Genomic DNA, 18,940 nt, shown 5'->3' with positions numbered 1-18,940 from the left:
AAGCCACAGATAACATAAACAACCACACTGCAGTGCTTCCCCTCACCCTGGCCCTCTCCCGGAGGGAGAGGGCACCGTCCGGCTGGCGTTTAGGCCCGGCAAGCGTACTGCCAGGTAACGTTATCCGATGCCACTCCCCTACTTCGCCAGGCTGGCAAAGCGAGCAAAGACCGCATCAAAAATCGCCAGCCCTTGCGCCACCTGCTCAGCAGTAATGGTGCACGGCGGCACCACGTGAATGCGGTTCTCCACCACAAAGGCCAACAGCCCGGCCTCGGTTAAGGCCCCTTTGATCGCGGCCATGTCGGCGGCAGTCAGCGGCGTTTTTTGTTCACGGCTGCTCACCAGCTCCAGCGCCTGGAACAGGCCGCGACCACGCACCTCGCCGATAATGGCGTGCTTCTCCGCCAGCGCCTCGAGACCGGGGCGCAGCACCTCGTTGCCGATATAGGCCGCGTTCTCAACCACCTTCTCCTCTTTCATCGCGTCGATGGTGGCGACAATCGCCGCCATCGCCAGCGGATGGCCGGAGTAGGTCAGCCCGCCGGCAAAAAAGTGGTCGTCAAAATAGCGGGCAATCGGCTCGCTAATCAGCACCCCGCCCGCCGGCACGTAGCCCGCGTTAACCCCTTTGGCAAAGGTCACCAGATCCGGCACCACGCCATCCTGTTCGAAGGCGAACCAGCTGCCGGTACGGCCAAAGCCGGCCATCACCTCATCGAGGATCAGCACGATGCCAAACTCGTCGGCCAGGGCGCGCACACCCTGCATATAGCCTGCCGGCGGCACGAGGATCCCGGCGGTGCCGGGGATGGACTCCAGCAGGATCGCCGCGATGGCCGTCGGCCCTTCGCATTCAATGATCCGCCGCAGATGCGCCAGCGCGCGCTGGCACTCCTCTTCCTCGGTCGCGGCGTTGAACTCGCTGCGGTAAAGGTAGGGGTTGAAGAAGTGCACATGGCCGCGGGAGAACTCATTCGGCACCCGGCGCCAGTCGCCGGTGGCGGCGATCGCGCTGCCGGTGTTGCCATGGTAGGAGCGATAGGCCGACAGCACTTTGTCGCGCCCGGTATAGAGCCGCGCCATGCGAATCGCGTTCTCATTGGCATCTGCCCCAGCGTTGGTGAAGAACACCTTGCTGAAGCCCGCCGGCGCCAGGTCGACGATGCGCTTCGCCGCTTCGCCGCGGGCAAGGTTGGCGGTGGCGGGCGCGATGGTGACCAGGGTCTCCAGCTGCGCCTTCATGGCCGCCAGTACCCGGGGGTGCTGATAGCCAATGTTGACGTTCACCAGCTGGCTGCTGAAATCGAGCCAGGTATTCCCCTCGTAATCCCATAGCTCGCAGCCTTGCGCCCCGGCAATCACCAGCGGATGGAGATTGCCCTGCATCGACCATGAATGAAACACATAAGCGCGATCCAGCTGCCGAACTTCATCATTGCTTACCGCGACCTCGTTCTGTAGTGCCAGCTTCATACCCTGCCCTCTCTCATGTCGTTGTGGTTGGCTTCATCATTGGCCGCGGCAACGCAAAACGGATAGAGCCAGTGCGCGAAAAACGATGTGACACGGTGTCACATCCGCGTCCGCCGTCTGGCCCTGTGCCTTGCCGTCCGGCGTTTTTATAGTGGAGGGACAACCGCACAGGAGAATGACATGGCAACGAGCAACGTAGTGTTTATCACCGGGGCGACCTCGGGTTTTGGCGAAGCGGCAGCGCAGGTGTTTGCCGACGCGGGCTGGTCGCTGGTGCTGAGCGGGCGCCGCTATCCGCGACTGAAGGCCTTGCAGGACAGACTCGCCGCCCAGGTGCCGGTGCATATTATTGAGCTTGACGTTCGTGACAGCGAGGCGGTGGCTGCCGCCGTGGCGTCGCTCCCCGCCCCCTTCGCCGATGTCACCACCCTGATCAACAACGCCGGGCTGGCGCTGTCGCCACTGCCGGCGCAGGAGGTGGCGCTGGAGGACTGGAAAACGATGATCGACACCAACGTCACCGGTCTGGTGACGATGACCCACGCCCTGCTGCCGACGCTGATACGCCATGGCGCCGGGGCGAGTATTATCAATATCGGCTCGATCGCCGGGCAGTGGCCCTATCCCGGCAGCCATGTGTATGGCGCCAGCAAGGCGTTTGTGAAGCAGTTCAGCTATAACCTGCGCTGCGATCTGCTTGGCACCGGCGTGCGGGTCACCGATCTGGCGCCGGGGATTGCCGAGACCGAATTTACCCTGGTACGTACCAAAGGCGACCAGGCGGCATCGGATAAGCTCTATCGCGGCACCACGCCGCTGAGCGCGCGCGATATCGCCGAGCAGATGTTTTATATCGCCACGTTGCCGGCGCATATGAACATTAACCGGGTGGAGGTGATGCCGGTCCGTCAGGCGTGGCAGCCGTTCGCTATTGACCGGGACTAGGCAGGCGCGTGGTTTTTCCCCTGCCGGCGATACCGGCAGGGGATGCAAGCCGGACTAACGGCTGCTTTGCAGAAACTGCCTGACGCGTTCAGAGTCAGGCTGAGTGAAGAACTTCTCCGGCGGCGCCTTCTCAATCAGCAGCCCCTTCTCCAGAAACACCACCTCGTTGGACACCTGGCGGGCAAAATCCATCTCGTGCGTCACCACCACCATGGTGTAACCCTCGGCGGCGAGGGCTTTCATTACCCCCAACACCTCATTAACCAGCTCCGGATCCAGCGCCGACGTCGGTTCATCGAAGAGAATAACTTCGGGCGACATCGCCAGCGAACGGGCGATCGCCACCCGCTGCTTCTGCCCGCCGGAGAGGGTGATCGGGTAAACATCGGCTTTGTGCGCCATGCCCACTTTCTCCAGTTGCTGCATGGCAATGGCCTTCGCCTCGTCTCGTTTCATGCCCTTAACGTGCAGCAGCGCCTCGCTGACGTTTTGCTGAACGGTCAGATGCGGCCACAGGTTAAAACTCTGAAAGACCATCCCCACCCGCTCGCGAATTTTGGCCAGCTGGCGGTGCGACATCGCCCGGCCGCGCTGTTCATCAATCCCCAGTCGCTGACCGCCGATATGAATTTCACCGCGGTCCGGCTGTTCCAGCCAGTTCATACAGCGCAGCAGTGTGGATTTTCCCGACCCGGACGAGCCGAGAATACTCACCACGGTCCCCTTCTCCACCGTCAGGTTAATATCCCGCAGGACTTCCACATTATCGAACTGTTTGGAGACGTTTTTGACGCTTACGGCAATAGACTCAGGCATGGCTCATTCCTCTTTTGGCTCCCCAGGCGGTCAGGCGCTTAATCAGCAGCTCCAGCAGAATGCTGATCGCCCAGTAAAGCCCAATGGCGACGATAAAGGCGTTAAACGGAATAAAATAGGTCGCCTGGACGCTGTTGGCGGCGGCGGTGATCTCCTGAACGGTAATAATGCTCAGGAAAGCGGTGTCCTTCAGGCAAATAATCAGCTGATTGCCGATCAGCGGTAAGGCGGAAGAGATGATATTGGGTAAAATAATCCGCCGAAAAATGGCATAGCGCGAAAAGCCCTGAGCAATCGCCGCTTCAATATATCCGCCGGAAAATACCCGCCGCTGGCTGCGCAATATTTCAAAAAAATAGGCGCCATGATAAATAATCAGGGCCAGTAAACCGGCGGTCCACGGCTCCATGCTAATACCGAGCTGCGGCAGCCCGTAATACAGAAGATAAGCGAGGATCAAAAAAGGGATCGCACGCATCAGGCTGACGAAACCAATAATAATCCGGTTAATCACTTTCTTTTGATATTCGCTAAAATAACACAGCGCAATACCGATAATCAGCGCCGCCAGGGCGGCGGTAATAAACAGTTCGAGGGTCGCGAATAACCCGGCAATAAAGCTATCGCGAACCGACCAGATAACGCCCCACTGATTCATAATGCCTCCCGTTCCTAGCGCGCCAGACGCCTGGCTTTACGTTCCGCGATACCCTGCAGCTTCAACAAACAGCCGATGATCACCACATACAGCAGGCCGGCGGCGAGGATCGGCGACAGCGGCTCGTAGGTGACCGAGGAGATACGGTTGGTGACCCGGGTGAGATCCACCACGCCAATCACGGCGATGGCCGGGCTACCTTTGATCAAAAAGGACATCTCATTGACCAGCGCCGGCAGGCTCTCGATCCACATCTGCGGCAGCATGATGTAGCGGAAGTAGGTCCAGCGGCGCATTCCCACCGACTCCGCCGCCTCCCGCTGTTCGCGCGGAAAAGTGCGGAAGGCGTTGCGCCAGATCTCAGCGTTAAACGCCGACGTGTTAAGCGTCAACGCCACGATGGCGGCCACGTTCTTGTCGAGGTTAATGCCCATCGTCGGCAGGGAAAGGAACAGAAACAGCACCAGCGTCACCAGCGGCGTTGCGCGGGCCAGACTGATATAGACCACCAGCAGCTGGTCGATCACCGGCAGGCGCAGCATCCGTACCAGGGCGATCAGCAGGCCCGCCACCACCCCGAAGGCAATAGCGATGGCCGAAATCCAGAGGGTCGTCCATGCGCCTTCGATTAATAACTGCCAGGAAATTGCATCCATGAGGCCCTCCTTCTCAGCAACAGGCGGCGGTCGCCCGCCGCGGAATATTACAGTCCGGCGAGTTTGTGAAACTGTTCCGGGCTGGTGATCGCCTCGGTCGGCAGGTTGTCATAGGTTTCGCCAAACCATTTTTTCTGCAGCTCGGCGAGCTTGCCGGTCTCCTTCATGTGGTTCATAAACTTGGTCATATAGGCCAGCAGCTGCGGCGAGTTTTTCGGGATCGGCCACGCCATATACCCCGGTCCGGAGACAGCCAGCCCTTTGGCGAAGACCTTCGGTTTGGCTTTCGCCAGGTCGTTTACCGAGATCACCACGTTAATCACGTAATCCAGTCGCTTATTCGCCAGGTCGGCGTAGGCTTCCGGATAGGAGGGATACTCCACCACCGGTCCCAGCTTGCCGCCGGTCTTCTCCAGCATCGCCTTCAGCTCCGGCAAACGCGCCAGCAGCGCGCTCCCGGCCTGTAACCCCACTTTTTTGCCGCTGAGATCGGCAATGGTATTTAACGAAGTATCGCCAGCGCGTTTGACGAAATAGTGCTGCGCGGAGGCCCACGGTGGGGTGAAATCAAAAACCTTCAGCCGCTCATCGGTAATAACCGCCCCGGTTAAGGCCATATCGTATTGCCCGGTGGAGACGGCCGCTAATAATCCGGTCCACGGTAATATGCTCTGGTCGACATGGAATTTGGCGTACTTACGTAATTCCTCAAGCATATCTTTGTTAAAGCCATCGGCCTGGCCATTATTCATAAAGTTAAACGGCGCATAATCATCTTCCGTCGCCACTTTCAAGGTGCCGGATTTTTCTATTTCCGGAAGATCGGCCGCGACGGCGTGATAAGAAAAAGCGACCGTTAATACAGCGCTCAGACACATTGATGCCAATGATTTTTTCATTATTTCACCCCTGATGGATTGGCCAGACGGGTTCATTCCAGAACGCGAAAAGGTTTCTGCAAAATAGTGGCCGGGGACGTTCCGGTCCACGGCGGCTGAATACGTTTTTAATGTGGGAGCGTTTTTCAATTCCGTATAGAGCCAGATGGGCCGCATCGCTGTGTCAGATGGCGGCAGGGTGGTATGGAATTTGCTGAATGTAACGGGTGGTCGCAATGCGTTATTGCCAGAGGAGCCCCGTATGATCCGTCACCTGTTACACGTTGATTTTCAGCCTGGCCGCGGTTTGCAGGAACAGGTGCGAGAGACGCTGGTGAATGCCATTCTCAGCGGGATCTTCGCCGCCGACACCCCGCTGCCCTCCTGTCGCCAGTTGGCCAGCCAGCTTCGCGTCTCGCGCAACACCACCGCGCTGGTGTTTGAAAGTCTGGTCAACGAGGGCTACCTGATTAGCCGCCCACGAAGCGGTTACTACCTGCATCCCGACTATCATGAAGCTTCGCCTGCCGCCGTCGAGAGTGCACCGCAGCGCGAAGCCGCTGCACCACGCTGGGGCGACCGGCTGCAGATGACCCCCAGCCAGCAGGAGTCGATCCTCAAACCGGCGGGCTGGATGCACTACCGCTACCCGTTTATCTACGGCCAGCCCGATACCCGGCAGTTCCCGCTGGCCACCTGGCGCTCGGCGGCGAACTGGCTGCACGGCGGGGTGCGCGACCCGGCGTGGGTCATCGACCATATTGACCAGGATGTGCCGATGCTGATCGAGCAGATCCGCACCCGGGTGCTGCCCAAGCGCGGCATTGTCGCCGCGCCGGATGAAATTCTCATCACCCTTGGCTCGCAAAATGCGCTCTACCTGCTGACCCGACTGCTGCTCTCTTCCACCACCCGCATTGGCGTCGAAAACCCCTGCTTTCGCGAAGCCATCAACACCTTTCTGCTCGCCGACGCCGAGGTGGTGCCGCACCCGGTGGATGAAGAGGGGATCGTGCTTAATGAGCGTCCCTGCGATTACTACTATGTCACCCCCGGCCATCAGGTGCCCACCGGGGTGACCATGAGCAGTGCGCGGCGTCGCCAGCTGCTGGAGCATGCCGCCCGCCATGACGCGGTCATTATTGAAGATGATTATGACTCGGAGAGTAACTTTACCCTCAACCCGCTGCCGGCGCTGAAGGCCAGCGATCGCAGCGGCCGGGTGGTGTATGTCAGCAGCCTGTCAAAAGCGCTGTCACCGGGACTGCGGTTGGGGTTTATGGTCGCCGACCCGGACCTGATCGACGAGGCGCGCGCCCTGCGCCGGCTGGTCTATCGCCATCCGCCGACCAACATTCAGTACCAGATGGCCCACTTCCTTGCCCAGGGCCATTATGAAACCCATCTGCGGCGCTACCACTACGACTCCGCCCAGCGCTGGGAGCGCCTGCACGCCGCCCTGCAGCGCTATCTGCCGTCGTGTCGCGCGCTGGCGGGGAGCGAACATGCTAACGCCTTCTGGCTGCAGACCCCGGCGCAGATCAACACCCAGCAGCTCACCTGGCGCGCCGCCCACGCCGGCGTGCTGATTGAGCCCGGGGCGCGCCATTTTCTCAGCGCCGCGCCGCCGGATAACTACTTTCGCATGGGATTCCACGCCATTAACCCTGACGCCATCGCCCAGGGGGTGGAGGTCCTGCGCGGCCAGCTGGAGCAGATGGGTTAGCGGTATTGTTCATACTCAACGGCGTCGCGCACGCTGAGCAGCGCCTGGCGCAGACTGTCGAAAGGCACCGATCCGAGCGCAATGCGCAGCGCCTGCGGGATCGTGGCGGAGACGCAGAACGGCTCGGCGGTCGACACCGAAATACGGCGTTCCATCAGCGCATTCGCCAGTCGATCGGCCCGGCTCTCTTCACCCAGAGGCAGCCAGACAAAGTACGAATCGGGATGACTGACGACGGGAAGCCCACAAAGCACCTCGCGGGCCACCTGCTGCCGCTGTCGCGCATCCTGTCGTTTCTGCATTTCAAAGCGGGCCACCGTGCCATCTTCAATCCAGGCGCAGATCAGCGAACTTATCAGCGTCGGCGTATTCCACGTCGTGGCGCGGATGGCGCGCTCAATCTCCGGGCGATAGCGCGGCGGAGAGATCACCACCCCCACGCGCAGTCCGGTGGCGATATTTTTTGAAAAACCGGTGACATACACCGTTCTTTCCGGCGCATAGCTGATCACCGGCGGCGGCGGACGGCTCACCAGCCGGGCGTAGGCGGCATCTTCAATAATCAGCAGATCGTGTTGGCGCGCAAGATCGGCCAGCGCCTGCCGCTGCCCGGTGTTGAGCACCCAGCCCAGCGGATTGTGCAGCGTCGGCATGGTATACACTGCCCGCACCCGCCGCTGCTGGCACAGCGTATGAAGCGCCTGCAGGTCCGGCCCCTCCGGTCGACAGGGGATCGCCGCCAGCTCCAGATGATACAGCGCCGCCAGAACCTTGAAGCCCGAATAGGTCAGCGCATCCACCGCCACCACATCCCCCGGACGTAACAGCCCCATGACGGTCACTGCCAGCCCGTGCTGTGCGCCGTTGACGATCAGGACATTTTCCGCATCCGGCGTAAAGTGCTGGCAGGTCAAATGGCGGGCGATAATTTCCCGCTCGGCGAGCCGCCCGGCATGAGGCTGATAGCGCAGATGCGAGTCAATATCGCCCGCCATCGCCAGCTGCCTGAGCGCCTCGCGCAGCGCATCGCCCTGCTCCGGCAGCGAAGGGTAGTTGAAATTGAGATCCACGACATCGGCGGCCACCACCTGCTGATCGACCCCGTGCCCCGGCGGCAGCGAGAGGTCGCGCACGAAGGTGCCGCGGCCGGTTTCGCCGCTGACCAACCCCATCTCTTCCAGTTCACGGTAGACGCGCGTGGCGGTGGCCAGCGAGATGCGCTCCCCGGCGGCAAGGGTACGGTGCGTCGGCAGACGGGTGCCTGCGGGCAGTTGCCCGCTGCGGATCGCCTGGGCATATCGGTCGACAACGGCTTTATATCGGGCTTTCATCGTGAAATGTATCTATGACAATAATTTGATTGTATTAGATTGGGCACATTACCATCGCCGCAGACGATGCTCAAGCGGGCACAGCACATCTGATAACGCGAGGTTAACGTGGTAGATTCAACACTGGATAAATCGGTGCCCGGTCCCTGGTCCGGATGGCTTCATGGTTTACTGGGGGTGATTATTTTTAGCGGGTCGCTGCCCGCGACGCGGCTGGCGGTGCAGGATATGGATCCGTTCTTATTGACCTTTCTGCGCGCCTCCATCGCCGGGCTGCTTGCCGTCGCGCTGCTGGTCGGCTTTCGCCAGAAACGCCCGCGCCTGGCGCAGCTTGTGCCCTTGATCATCGTCTCATCAGGGGTGGTGATCGGCTTTCCGCTGCTCACGGCGCTGGCCCTGCAGCACATCACCTCGGCGCATTCGATTGTGTTTATTGGCCTGCTGCCGCTGATGACCGCCCTCTTCGGCGTACTGCGCGGCGGCGAACGCCCGCGGCGGGCTTTCTGGATCTTTTCGCTGCTGGGCAGCCTGCTGGTGGTGGGATTCGCCCTGACGCAAAGTGCGGCGGCCTCACTCAGCGGCGATCTGCTGATGCTGGCGGCGGTTATCGCCTGCGGCCTCGGCTATGCGGAAGGGGCAAAGCTGACGCGGGAGCTCGGCGGCTGGCAGGTGATCTGCTGGGCGCTGGTGATAGCCCTGCCGTTGATGCTCCCCGCCTCGCTGATGGTTCAGCCCGCGTCCTGGCATGCCATATCGGCCTCCTCCTGGGCGGCGCTCGGCTATGTGTCGCTGTTCAGCATGCTGATCGGTTTCATCTTCTGGTACAAAGGGCTGGCCGCGGGCGGGATCGCCGCCGTCGGCCAGCTCCAGCTATTGCAGCCGTTCTTCGGGCTTGGCCTGTCGGCGGCGCTGTTGCACGAAACCGTCAGCCCCTTGATGCTGGCGGTTACGCTGGGCGTGGTGCTGTGCGTGGTGGGCTCGCGCAAATTTGGCCGCCAGCGGGTTAGCGCAGGGAGCGGGAGCCGTGATTGACCGCCCCGTCATCCGCCGTCCCGGGTCGCGGCGGTGTAACCGCCTTACCCGGGTGACAGCATGATAAACGGCTGGAGGACGCGCCGCCGGGGAGGACGACCGTCTACACCGGCCGCGCGTACTGAAGCATCACCTGCAGCAGCACGTTGGCCCCGGCGGCGACGTGCTCCGGCGAGGCATACTCAATTTCGTTATGGCTGATCCCGTCCTTGCAGGGGATAAAAATCATCCCGGTGGGCGCCAGGTAGCTCATATACACTGCGTCATGCCCGGCGCCGGAGACGATCGGCCGCGCCGGATAGCCCAGCCGCTGCGCGGCATCGGCAATGGCCTGCTGGCATTCAGCATCGAACGGCGCCGCCGGATAGTGGCTTACCTGCTTCAGGGCCACCTGCAGACCGCTCTCCCGCTCAACCTCCGCGATAAACGCCCGCAGCTGGCGATCCATCTCGTCCACCAGCGCATCGCTGAGATTGCGCATATCAATGGAGAAGGTGACCTCCCCTGGCACCACGTTGCGGCTGTTAGGCCACACCTGCACGCTGCCGACGGTGCCGCGTCCCTCTTCGCTGCGCCCGGCAATGGCCACCACTTCCTGCATAATGCGGGTCGCCACCTGCAGGGCATCCTGACGCAGGCGCATCGGCGTGGGTCCGGCGTGCGAGGCCTGGCCGGTGACCACGCAGTCGTACCAGCGGATCCCCAGCACGCCCTGCACGATACCGATGGTTTTCGCTTCATCTTCGAGAATCGGCCCCTGCTCAATGTGCGCCTCAAAATAGGCGCCGATGGGATGCTCCCCCGGGGTCTGCTCGCCGATATAGCCGATCTGCGCCAGCGCCTCGCCGACGCTGACACCCTCTTTATCCGTGACGGCCCAGGTCTCTTCCAGCGGGAAGACGCCGGCAAAGACCCCGGAGCCCATCATCACCGGTACAAAGCGCGACCCCTCTTCGTTGGTCCAGAACACCACCTCAATCGGCGCGTCGGTATCAATCTGCAGATCGTTGAGCGTGCGCACCACCTCCAGTGCCGCCAGCACGCCGTAGTTGCCGTCAAATTTGCCGCCGGTGGGCTGGGTGTCAATATGGCTGCCGGAGACGATGGGCGGCAGGCCGGGGTTGCGGCCTTCCCGGCGCATAAACACATTGCCGATTTTATCGATGGTGACGCTCATCCCGGCCTCCCGCGCCCAGCCTATTACCTTGTCCCGCCCCTGGCGGTCGAGGTCGGTGAGGGTCAGACGGCGGCAGCCGCCCTTCGGCGTGGCGCCGATCTGCGCGAGATCCATTAACGACGCCCACAGGCGGTCGCCATTGATGCGCCAGCCGGTGGTGTCGGTCGCGGGGGTAAAAAGTACATCACTGCTCATGGTAGTCTCCTGACATCAAGGTCGCCGCCAGCGTAACCGGCGGTGGGAATGCGCTATCAACGCCTGGTCTTCATCCTGTATGGTTTTTGCCGCCGATCAGACGGCCAGGGCCTGGGCGTTAGCGTCAATCGCCAGCTCGCGCCAGCGGTGGCAACTCACCGCGTGGCGCTCCGCGACGGATTCCGTCGGCGGCAGACTCTGCTCACAGACCGGGCGACGGTGCGGGCAGCGCTCGGCAAAAGCGCAGCCGGGCGGCAAGCGCGCCAGATCCGGCGGCGCGCCGGGAATGCAGTGCAGGGCATCGCCTTTCTTAAGCCCCTCTTTCGGCCGACTGCCCAGCAGCACCTGGGTATAAGGATGGCGCGGGTGGCGCAGGATCTCGCTCATCGACGCTTCCTCGACGATCCGCCCGGCGTACATCACCGCCACCCGGTCGGCGATCTCCACCGCGGCGCCGATATCGTGGGTCACAAACACGATCGACAGCCCGCGCTGCTTTTGCTGCTCGCGCAGCAGGATCAGGATCTGGATTTGCACCGTGGCGTCGAGGGCGGTGGTCGGCTCATCCGCCAGCAGCAGCTGCGGGTTACAGGAGAGCGCAAGGGCGATCATCGCCCGCTGGCGCATCCCGCCGGACATCTCGTGCGGGTAAGCATCCAGCCGCCGCTCGGGGCTGGGAATGCGCACCTGGCGCAGGGCCTCCAGCGCCCTGTCCCGGGCCGCCTGGCGCGACAGCCCTTCGTGGCGGCGCAGCCCTTCAATAATCTGCTGCCCGACGGTGTAGACCGGATCGAAGGCCAGCAGCGGCTCCTGAAAAATCATCGCGCAGCGTCCGCCGCGATAGCGCCGCAGCTGACTGGCGCTCATCGTCAGCACCTCGCCGTCCCCCACCTGCAGGGTGCCGGAGAGCTCACTGCTCCCTGGCGGGTGCAGGCGCATCAGCGCCCGCAGGGTCACGCTCTTGCCGGAACCCGACTCGCCAATCAGCGCCATCACCTCCCCCTTTTGTACGTCAAAGGAGACTCCATTGACCGCGTTGATGGTCTGTCCGTCGCGGCGAAAGACGACCCGCAGGTCGCGCACATGGACAAAGGCGTTATCCGACATGGCTGACCTCCTTAAGGGGGATGCTTTGGTGCCAGGGCGAGGCCGGCTGCGCCATCAGGCAGGCGCTCTGGTGCCCCTCCCCGACCGCCTCCAGCCGCGGTTTCACCTCGGCGCAGACCGCCTTCGCATGCGGGCAGCGGGTGTGAAAGCGGCAGCCGCTCGGCGGCGCGATGGGGCTGGGGGGATCGCCGCTCAGCGGCGAGGTCAGGGTGCGGTTTTCCGGGTCCATGGAGGGCATCGAGCTTAACAGCGCCCGGGTATAGGGGTGGGCGGAGGCGGTAAACAGCTGCTCCGCCGGGCCAATCTCCACCACTTCGCCAAGGTACATGACGAGGATCCGATCCGACAGCCAGCGAACCACGTGCAGATCGTGGCTGATGAACACGTAGGTCAGCTCGAGAGTCCGTTTCAGCTCCTGCAGCAGCTGCAGCACCTGGGCTTCCACCGATTTATCCAGCGCCGACACTGCCTCATCGAGGATCACCAGCCGCGGCTTCATCGCCAGCGCGCGGGCGATATTCACCCGCTGCCGCTGGCCGCCGGAGAGCGCATGCGGGTAGCGGTCGGCAAAGCGCGCCGGCTCAAGGCCAACGTGCGCCAGCAGATAGCGGGCATATTCGCTGGCCTCTCTGGCGCTGACGCCATGGACGCGCTGGCCGAAGGCGATGCTCTCCTCCATGGTCAGGCGCGGATTGAGCGAAGCATAGCTATCCTGAAAGACCATCTGCACCTGGCGACGGTAGGCTTTCAGCGGCAGACGCGACGAGCCGACCCCCTGTCCGTCGAAGATCAGTTCGCCGCTGTCCTGGGTGAGCAACTGCATCAGCAGCCGGGCGGTGGTCGATTTGCCGCAGCCCGACTCGCCGACCACCCCCAGGGTTTCGCCTTTCATCACCGTGAAGCTGATATCGTCCACCGCCTGCACCACCTCCCGGCCTTTGCCGCCGCGAAAGTACTTCAGCAGGTGATTGACCTTCAGCAGCGGCTGCGCCGGCCCGCCAAGGTCGATATTGATAAAGGGTTGCATCGCTTACTCCTTAATCGCCATTGCCGCACGCAGGCGGTCCGCGAGGATATTGAACGAAATGGAGGTGATAAAAATCATCAGGCCCGGCAGGGCGGCCACCCACGGCTGGGTATAGATTGCCGTGCGCAGCGTATTGAGCATCAGCCCCCACTCGGGCTCCGGCGGCCGCACGCCGAGGCCGAGAAACGACAGGCCGGAGGCGAGGATCATGCACACCGAAATCAGCCCGGTGGAGAAGACGAAGATCGGCCCGAGCACGTTGCCCAACACCTGGACGCGGATAATGGTCAACGCGCTGGCGCCAGTGGCCCGGGCGGCGTCGATATAGTCCATATGTCGCACCTGGGCGGTCACGCTCTCGGCAATCCGCGCCACCTGCGGGACAAACACGAGGGTCAGCGACAACAGCGCATTGCCGATGCCCGCCCCCAACGCTCCCGACAGCGCAATCGCCAGCAGGACGGAGGGAAAGGCATAGAACACATCCACGGTGCGCATAATCACGGTATTGGTTTTGCCGCCCGTATAGCCGGCGATAATCCCGATGGCCCCGCCGATAAAAAAGGCGAACACCACCGGGACAATTCCCATAAACAACGACAGCCGGGTGCCAAGGATCAACCGCGACAGCATGTCGCGTCCCAGCTCATCCGAGCCCAACGGGAAGCCGTCGCTGCCGATGGGTTTCAGGCGCAGGAACATCGACGTTTGATAAGGATCTTTGACGATAAGCCACGGACCGAACAGCGCCAGGGCCAGCAGCAGGAGGATCACCACGCCCACCACCACCCCGCCGGGGTCGCGCAGTAAGCGGCGCAGCACGCCGCGCCAGTAACCTTGCCGGGAAGCGTGGGCCGCTGCGGCCGGGACCGCTTTCGTCGTTGCTGTATCCACCATGGTCAGCTCCTCTTAATACGCGGGTCGAGGGTGGTCTGCAGAATATCCACCAGCAGGTTGAGCAGCACGAAAAACAGCGCCAGCACCCAGATGGTGCCCTGCAGCAGGGGCAGGTCGCGCTGAAAAATGGCGGTATTGAGCAGCAATCCGGTTCCCGGCCAGGAGAAAACGGTCTCCACAAGGATCGAGCCGCCCATCAGATAGCCTACCTGCAGCCCCATCACCGCCAGCGCGGTGGGCGCGGCATTTTTCATGACGTGGACAAAGATGCGCGACTCGTTGAGCCCGCGAGCGCGCAGGCCAACGATAAACTCCTGGCTGAGGATATCGGCCACCTGCGAGCGCACGGTGCGGGCGATAATCCCGGTGGGGATCACCGACAAGGTGAGGGCTGGCAGCAGCATGAACTGCAGGTGCGCCCAGTCCCATTGCCAGCCCACCTCGCCTATCGGCCCGCCGCCGGTGGCCGGCAGCAGCGCGAACTTAACGCTGCAGAGGATCACCAGCAGCATCCCCAGCCAGTAGTGCGGCACGCTAACGCCAAATACCGACAACACCGAGGCCAGACGGTCAATGACGCTGTTGCGAAAATAGCCGGCGACAAAGCCGAACAGGCTGCCGAGGACGAAGCCGATCGCCGTCGCCAGCAGCGCCAGGCGCAGGGAGTACGCCACCGCGGTCATCACTTCGTCTATGACCGGGCGGCCGGTGGCGACCGACATACCAAGGTCGCCGTGCAGCGCCCGCCACAGCCAGTGGATAAACTGCAGGGGCAGCGGCTTATCAAAGCCGTAAGCCTGCATTAACGTCTGACGCAGCGCCTCCGAGGCGTCCGGCGGCATTACCGACACCAGCGGGTCGCCCGGAGCGATCTGCACCAGCATGAAACAGATCACCGCCACCCCAAGCATGGTGGGGATAGCCAGCAGAATGCGGTATAGCAGCGTATTGATCATCGGTCGCCCCTTTCGCGATTACTCTTTTTTGCTCACCAGGCTGAGGTCGATAAACCAGCTCTGCGGTTGCACCACCCCGGTCACCGCAGGGGAAATCGCACGCGGCCCGACGTCGTGGGCGACAAACAGGAATGGCACCTGATCCACCAGCGCGGCGTGCAGCTCACCGGCCGCTTGGTTCATCTCCGCCGGGGTAAAGGCGTGCTTGACGGCGGCGGCCAGCTTCTCCGTCTCCGGAGTGGAGAAGTAACCCCAGTTGGTCGCCACCGGCGGAAACGCTTTGGCGGTCGAGAAGCGGATCAGGCCAAAGTACGGATCGTTAACCGCGGCGCTGACGTTGATCGCATCGATCCCTTTCGCCGAGGGGTCCCGGGCGCCCAGGCGCCAGTTGGTAAACAGGGTGTTCCATTCCACCACTTTGATATCCACATTGAAGAAGCAGCTCTTCAGGCTCTGCTGGATATACTCGTTCATCGGCAAGGGCTGCATCTGCCCGGAGCCGGAGGCCGAGGTGGCCACCGTGACGTGCAGCGGTTTGCTGGCGCTGTATCCGGCCTCGGTCATTAGCTGGCGGGCGGTATCCGGGTCATATTTGATCTGGAAGGTGGGTTTGCCATGCCACGGGCTGTCAGCCTCATAAACCCCGGTGGCCTCGGTCATGTAGCCGCCAAGGTAGCTCTTCAGCTCGGCGCGGTTCAGACACAGGTTGGCCGCTTTGCGCACGCGGATGTCCTGCCACGGCGATCCTTTTTCAAAGGAGAACTGCCAGGGCCACAGGTGCGGCTGGGTATTGGCGTAGAGGTGAAAACCCTGAGACTTGATCTGATCGATGGCGTCCGGCGCCGGGGCTTCAATCCAGTCCACCTGCTTCGACAGCAGCGCCGCGGTACGGGCGTTGGCCTCCGGCAAGGGGATCAGCACCACTTTATCCACCCGGGGAATGCGATCTTTGTTCCAGTAGTCGGGGTTTTTATCGAGGATCAGCTGCTGACGCGGCACCAGCTTCTCCAGTTTGAACGGGCCGCTACCCACCGCGTGGGCGGCGAAGGCGGTCCACGCCTGTTTGCTGCGCGCGGCGCTATCTCCCGCGCTGGCCGGCACCGCGTCATACTGCTTCTGCCACGCCGTCGGCGAGACGATAAACAGGTTGGTGATGTTGTACGGCAGCAGCGCGTCCGGTTCCGAGGTGGTCAGCGCCACAGTGTGGTCGTCAATTTTCTCTGCGCCGGTGAGGGTCGGCATGCGCGACAGGGTGTTGCCGATCTGCCCCGGGGCGTACTGCGGCGCCGCTTTATTCAACACCTTATCCACGTTCCAGACGATGGCGTCGGCGTTCACCTCCGTCCCGTCATGGAACCTGACGCCCGGACGCAAGGTGAAAATCCAGCGGCTGGTGTTCTGCGGATCGATGTGCCACTCGGTCGCCAGCCCCGGCACCAGACCGCTGGGCTTTTCACCTTGCGACAGATCCCACTCCACCAGCGCGTCGTACAGCGGGATGCCGGTAAAGCGGTTGCCCTCATAGCCTTGATCCGGCTGGCCAAGGGTTAACGGAATATCCGCGGCGGTCATGGCAATCCGCAGCGTGGAGGCGTTGGCAGGTAAGGCGGCGCCCGCCAGGGCCAGTGCGCCGCTCACCGCCACGGCGAGACGACCGGCACGCGAAAATAACGTCTTTTTGTGCATCACATGATCCCTGTTAAATAAAGTGTCACGAATTAACAGGCAAAATGCGTACCAGCTCTTACGCGGACGATAATAGGCCAAAACCGACCGGTAAAATAAGAAGGACTTATATTATCACCATGATAATTATGGGAAAATAATTGCGCCTTATTCCGCCGCACCGCCAGCGGGAAATATGTTGCAGAATTGCACCAGCCGCTATATAGCAAATTTCAAATAATCACTCTGCGTCACTTTTTATTCATCCCCCGTCCGCCGCCGCCGCGTATTCTCCGTCGGGATCAATCCCTTCTATACTTCAGGGAACACATCGACCGGGAGAGACTATGCCTTTAGCCGATTTTCACCGCTCCGATCCTTTTACCCTCGGTATCGAACTGGAGCTGCAGGTGGTGAACCCGCCGGGTTACGACCTCAGCCAGGATGCCTCGACGCTGATTGCCGACGTCCAGCATCAGTTGACCGTGGGAGAAGCCAAACATGACATCACCGAGAGCATGCTGGAGATCGCCACCGGGGTGTGCCGCGACATCAGCCATGCCCAAACCCAGCTCAGCGCCATCCAGCAGGCGGTTCAGCGCGCGGCGCTGCGCCATCATCTGCAGATCTGCGGCGGCGGTTCGCACCCCTTTCATGCCTGGCAGCGTCAGCAAATCAGCGACAATCCGCGCTATGTTAAAACCGTCGAGCATTTTGGCTATCTGGCGCAGCAGGCCACGGTCTTTGGCCAGCATGTGCACGTCGGCTGCCAGAGCGGCGACGACGCCCTCTATCTGCTGCACGGCCTGTCGCGCTTTGTACCGCACTTCATCGCCCTTAATGCCGCCTCGCCGTGGTTTGACAGTACCGACAGCCGTTTCGCCTGTTCACGCCTGAACCGCTTCTCCTCCTATCCCGACAACGGTCCGATGCCGTGGGTGGCAGACTGGCAGGGGTTTCGTCGCCTGTTCCGCCAGCTGAGCTACACCAGCATGATCGACAGCATGAAGGATCTGCACTGGGATATTCGCCCCAGCCCGCAGTTTGGGACCGTCGAGGTGCGGGTGATGGACACTCCCCTGACCCTCGCCCAGGCGATCCATATCGCCGGCTTTATACAGACCCTGGCCTGCTGGCTGTTGACGGAGCGCCCTTTTAAGCACCAGCCTGATGATTATCTGCTGTACCCCTTTAACCGCTATCAGGCGTGCCGCTATGGGCTGGACGGGACCCTCACCGACGTGCGCAGCGGAGAGCAGCGCAGCATCCGCCAGGAGATCCTGCAGCTCGCCGACCGGCTGGCTCCCTTCGCCCATCAGTTGAAGGCGACGGCGGCGCTGGAAGCGGTGGTCCGCCAGGCGAAATCGCCGCACAGCGAAGCGCAGCAGATGCGCGACTTTATCGCCAACGGCGGTTCGCTTTCCGGCCTGGTGCAAAAACACTGTGAGATTTGGGCGGCATAAGGCAGCGAGGCGGGTATACTCGGCGCAGACCATAGAAAGGACTGCCCATGTTATTACGTTGCCTGCTCCCCCTGGCGCTGCTGCCCCTGGCCGCCGTCGCCAGCGCCGCCTGTACCCTCACCGACCCGAAGCTGACCCTGCAGAGCTATCGGGTGGATGCGCAGAAAGAGCGCATTGCGATGTACTGGCAGGATCGGCACGGCAAAGCGTGGGGTTCCCTGCGTTCGCTGCTGGCGGGTATCGATGGCGACGGCCGGGTGCAGATGGCGATGAACGGCGGCATTTACGATAAAGCCTACGCGCCGCTGGGGCTGTATATCGAAGACGGTAAACGGCTGACGCCGGTAAACCGTTCCGCCGGCGGCGGGAACTTCTTTATCCGCCCCGGCGGCGTGTTCCTGGTGGCGAACGGCCGGGCGAAAATCGTGCCGCTGCCGGCATACAAACCCTCTCCCGCCATCCGTTATGCGGTGCAGTCCGGCCCGATGCTGATTGAGAATGGCGTCATCAACTGGCGGCTGAAGCCCTCAGCCAGTTCGCGCAAGCTGCGTAACGGGGTGGGTATCGATAAGCAGGGCCGGGTGGTGTTTATGCTCAGCGATCGCGAGACCAACTTCTATGATTTTGCCTGCTATGCGCAGTCAAAGCTCGGGGTGCGGCAGATGCTCTATCTCGACGGCACGCTGTCGAAGATGTACCGCAAAGGCGCCAGCGTGCCGTGGCAGTATCATCCGTTCGTGACCATGATAACGGTGGAGAGGAAGTAGCGGGCGCCCGGCAGACGCTGTTGCTCCGGCAGATAAGGCGGGGCTAACGCCCAAACGCAACGTGAACGGAAAATTCCCCCTAACCCTGGCTCTCCCCCGGAGGAGAGGGGACCGCCCGGCAGACGTTGCAGCCTTGAGTATCCCCGTTACTGACCGGTAGCGCAACAC

The 18,940-nt window shown here is 62.1% G+C and carries 17 protein-coding genes; 5 read left to right on the top strand and 12 right to left on the bottom strand.

The genetic code is table 11. The features are described 5' to 3' along the window. Positions 1-138: 138 nt before the first annotated feature. The gene (locus N438_RS15825; protein WP_008805555.1) at positions 139-1,476 is read right to left on the bottom strand and encodes an aspartate aminotransferase family protein; all 1,338 of its coding nucleotides are present in this window, start codon (positions 1,474-1,476) and stop codon (positions 139-141) included. A gap of 180 nt (positions 1,477-1,656) precedes the next feature. Between N438_RS15825 and N438_RS15820 the strand changes: the two genes are divergently transcribed. Continuing rightward, positions 1,657-2,421 carry an SDR family NAD(P)-dependent oxidoreductase gene (locus N438_RS15820; RefSeq protein ID WP_008805554.1) on the top strand — a complete coding sequence of 255 codons (765 nt, stop codon included), beginning with the start codon at positions 1,657-1,659 and terminating at the stop codon, positions 2,419-2,421. A 54-nt stretch (positions 2,422-2,475) separates the two neighbouring features. Here N438_RS15820 and N438_RS15815 read toward each other — a convergent pair whose 3' ends face one another. From N438_RS15815 to N438_RS15800, 4 genes are read right to left on the bottom strand one after another with little or no spacing between them, the layout of a single operon-like run. Beyond that, complete coding sequence (locus N438_RS15815) at positions 2,476-3,237, bottom strand: amino acid ABC transporter ATP-binding protein (RefSeq protein WP_008805553.1); 762 nt, start codon at positions 3,235-3,237, stop codon at positions 2,476-2,478. After that, positions 3,230-3,895 carry an ABC transporter permease subunit gene (locus N438_RS15810; protein WP_012968744.1) on the bottom strand — a complete coding sequence of 222 codons (666 nt, stop codon included), beginning with the start codon at positions 3,893-3,895 and terminating at the stop codon, positions 3,230-3,232. The genes N438_RS15815 and N438_RS15810 overlap by 8 nt, the downstream gene beginning before the upstream one ends. Before the next feature lie 14 nt (positions 3,896-3,909). Beyond that, entirely contained in the window at positions 3,910-4,551 is a 642-nt protein-coding gene (locus N438_RS15805) for an amino acid ABC transporter permease (RefSeq protein WP_004142522.1), read from the bottom strand. Positions 4,552-4,598: 47 nt separating this feature from the next. Then, on the bottom strand, positions 4,599-5,450 hold the full coding sequence (locus tag N438_RS15800; RefSeq protein ID WP_002893184.1) for a transporter substrate-binding domain-containing protein: 852 nt from the start codon (positions 5,448-5,450) through the stop codon (positions 4,599-4,601). Between the two features lie 241 nt (positions 5,451-5,691). Here N438_RS15800 and N438_RS15795 point away from each other — a divergent pair, with 241 nt between their 5' ends. Further along, complete coding sequence (locus tag N438_RS15795; protein ID WP_004176948.1) at positions 5,692-7,155, top strand: PLP-dependent aminotransferase family protein; 1,464 nt, start codon at positions 5,692-5,694, stop codon at positions 7,153-7,155. Here N438_RS15795 and N438_RS15790 read toward each other — a convergent pair. Further along, a complete protein-coding gene (locus tag N438_RS15790) occupies positions 7,152-8,486 on the bottom strand; it encodes a PLP-dependent aminotransferase family protein (protein ID WP_047666039.1) in 1,335 nt (444 codons plus the stop codon). The genes N438_RS15795 and N438_RS15790 overlap by 4 nt on opposite strands. 123 nt (positions 8,487-8,609) lie before the next feature. Here N438_RS15790 and N438_RS15785 point away from each other — a divergent pair, with 123 nt between their 5' ends. Next, the gene (locus tag N438_RS15785) at positions 8,610-9,518 is read left to right on the top strand and encodes a DMT family transporter (RefSeq protein WP_032691344.1); all 909 of its coding nucleotides are present in this window, start codon (positions 8,610-8,612) and stop codon (positions 9,516-9,518) included. A gap of 103 nt (positions 9,519-9,621) precedes the next feature. Here N438_RS15785 and N438_RS15780 read toward each other — a convergent pair whose 3' ends face one another. The 6 genes from N438_RS15780 to N438_RS15755 all read right to left on the bottom strand — a co-directional run bounded on the left by N438_RS15780 (position 9,622) and on the right by N438_RS15755 (position 16,563). After that, complete coding sequence (locus N438_RS15780; protein ID WP_012542516.1) at positions 9,622-10,890, bottom strand: Zn-dependent hydrolase; 1,269 nt, start codon at positions 10,888-10,890, stop codon at positions 9,622-9,624. A gap of 96 nt (positions 10,891-10,986) precedes the next feature. After that, positions 10,987-11,997, bottom strand: a complete 1,011-nt coding sequence (locus N438_RS15775) for an ABC transporter ATP-binding protein (protein ID WP_043875645.1) — start codon at positions 11,995-11,997, stop codon at positions 10,987-10,989. Further along, complete coding sequence (locus N438_RS15770) at positions 11,987-13,024, bottom strand: ABC transporter ATP-binding protein (protein ID WP_004223507.1); 1,038 nt, start codon at positions 13,022-13,024, stop codon at positions 11,987-11,989. The genes N438_RS15775 and N438_RS15770 overlap by 11 nt, the downstream gene beginning before the upstream one ends. Positions 13,025-13,027: 3 nt before the next feature. Continuing rightward, the gene (locus N438_RS15765) at positions 13,028-13,921 is read right to left on the bottom strand and encodes an ABC transporter permease (RefSeq protein ID WP_008805546.1); all 894 of its coding nucleotides are present in this window, start codon (positions 13,919-13,921) and stop codon (positions 13,028-13,030) included. A gap of 2 nt (positions 13,922-13,923) precedes the next feature. Next, the gene (locus tag N438_RS15760) at positions 13,924-14,877 is read right to left on the bottom strand and encodes an ABC transporter permease (protein WP_004178910.1); all 954 of its coding nucleotides are present in this window, start codon (positions 14,875-14,877) and stop codon (positions 13,924-13,926) included. A gap of 18 nt (positions 14,878-14,895) precedes the next feature. After that, entirely contained in the window at positions 14,896-16,563 is a 1,668-nt protein-coding gene (locus N438_RS15755; RefSeq protein WP_023297185.1) for an ABC transporter substrate-binding protein, read from the bottom strand. Between the two features lie 326 nt (positions 16,564-16,889). On the opposite strand from N438_RS15755, the gene N438_RS15750 reads away from it, so the two are divergent. After that, entirely contained in the window at positions 16,890-18,005 is a 1,116-nt protein-coding gene (locus tag N438_RS15750; protein WP_008805544.1) for a YbdK family carboxylate-amine ligase, read from the top strand. Between the two features lie 47 nt (positions 18,006-18,052). Next, positions 18,053-18,772: a phosphodiester glycosidase family protein gene (locus N438_RS15745; protein WP_049162203.1), complete on the top strand. Its 720-nt coding sequence runs from the start codon at positions 18,053-18,055 to the stop codon at positions 18,770-18,772. Positions 18,773-18,940 lie beyond the last annotated feature (168 nt).

The sequence above is a fragment of the Klebsiella sp. GL120222-02 genome (assembly GCF_003097195.1).
GTDB lineage: Bacteria > Pseudomonadota > Gammaproteobacteria > Enterobacterales > Enterobacteriaceae > Klebsiella > Klebsiella variicola.
Note: the sequence above shows the minus strand (reverse complement) of the source record. Positions and strands in the feature narration are given on the sequence as shown.

Bases quoted from the DNA above. Each gene is read 5' to 3' on its own strand.
- N438_RS15755 (WP_023297185.1), bottom strand. From the start codon at position 16,563: ATGCACAAAAAGACGTTATTTTCGCGTGCCGGTCGTCTCGCCGTGGCG.
- N438_RS15790 (WP_047666039.1), bottom strand. From the start codon at position 8,486: ATGAAAGCCCGATATAAAGCCGTTGTCGACCGATATGCCCAGGCGATC.
- N438_RS15775 (WP_043875645.1), bottom strand. From the start codon at position 11,997: ATGTCGGATAACGCCTTTGTCCATGTGCGCGACCTGCGGGTCGTCTTT.
- N438_RS15815 (WP_008805553.1), bottom strand. From the start codon at position 3,237: ATGCCTGAGTCTATTGCCGTAAGCGTCAAAAACGTCTCCAAACAGTTC.
- N438_RS15820 (WP_008805554.1), top strand. From the start codon at position 1,657: ATGGCAACGAGCAACGTAGTGTTTATCACCGGGGCGACCTCGGGTTTT.
- N438_RS15805 (WP_004142522.1), bottom strand. From the start codon at position 4,551: ATGGATGCAATTTCCTGGCAGTTATTAATCGAAGGCGCATGGACGACC.
- N438_RS15825 (WP_008805555.1), bottom strand. From the start codon at position 1,476: ATGAAGCTGGCACTACAGAACGAGGTCGCGGTAAGCAATGATGAAGTT.
- N438_RS15770 (WP_004223507.1), bottom strand. From the start codon at position 13,024: ATGCAACCCTTTATCAATATCGACCTTGGCGGGCCGGCGCAGCCGCTG.
- N438_RS15800 (WP_002893184.1), bottom strand. From the start codon at position 5,450: ATGAAAAAATCATTGGCATCAATGTGTCTGAGCGCTGTATTAACGGTC.
- N438_RS15810 (WP_012968744.1), bottom strand. From the start codon at position 3,895: ATGAATCAGTGGGGCGTTATCTGGTCGGTTCGCGATAGCTTTATTGCC.
- N438_RS15760 (WP_004178910.1), bottom strand. From the start codon at position 14,877: ATGATCAATACGCTGCTATACCGCATTCTGCTGGCTATCCCCACCATG.
- N438_RS15780 (WP_012542516.1), bottom strand. From the start codon at position 10,890: ATGAGCAGTGATGTACTTTTTACCCCCGCGACCGACACCACCGGCTGG.
- N438_RS15745 (WP_049162203.1), top strand. From the start codon at position 18,053: ATGTTATTACGTTGCCTGCTCCCCCTGGCGCTGCTGCCCCTGGCCGCC.
- N438_RS15765 (WP_008805546.1), bottom strand. From the start codon at position 13,921: ATGGTGGATACAGCAACGACGAAAGCGGTCCCGGCCGCAGCGGCCCAC.
- N438_RS15795 (WP_004176948.1), top strand. From the start codon at position 5,692: ATGATCCGTCACCTGTTACACGTTGATTTTCAGCCTGGCCGCGGTTTG.
- N438_RS15750 (WP_008805544.1), top strand. From the start codon at position 16,890: ATGCCTTTAGCCGATTTTCACCGCTCCGATCCTTTTACCCTCGGTATC.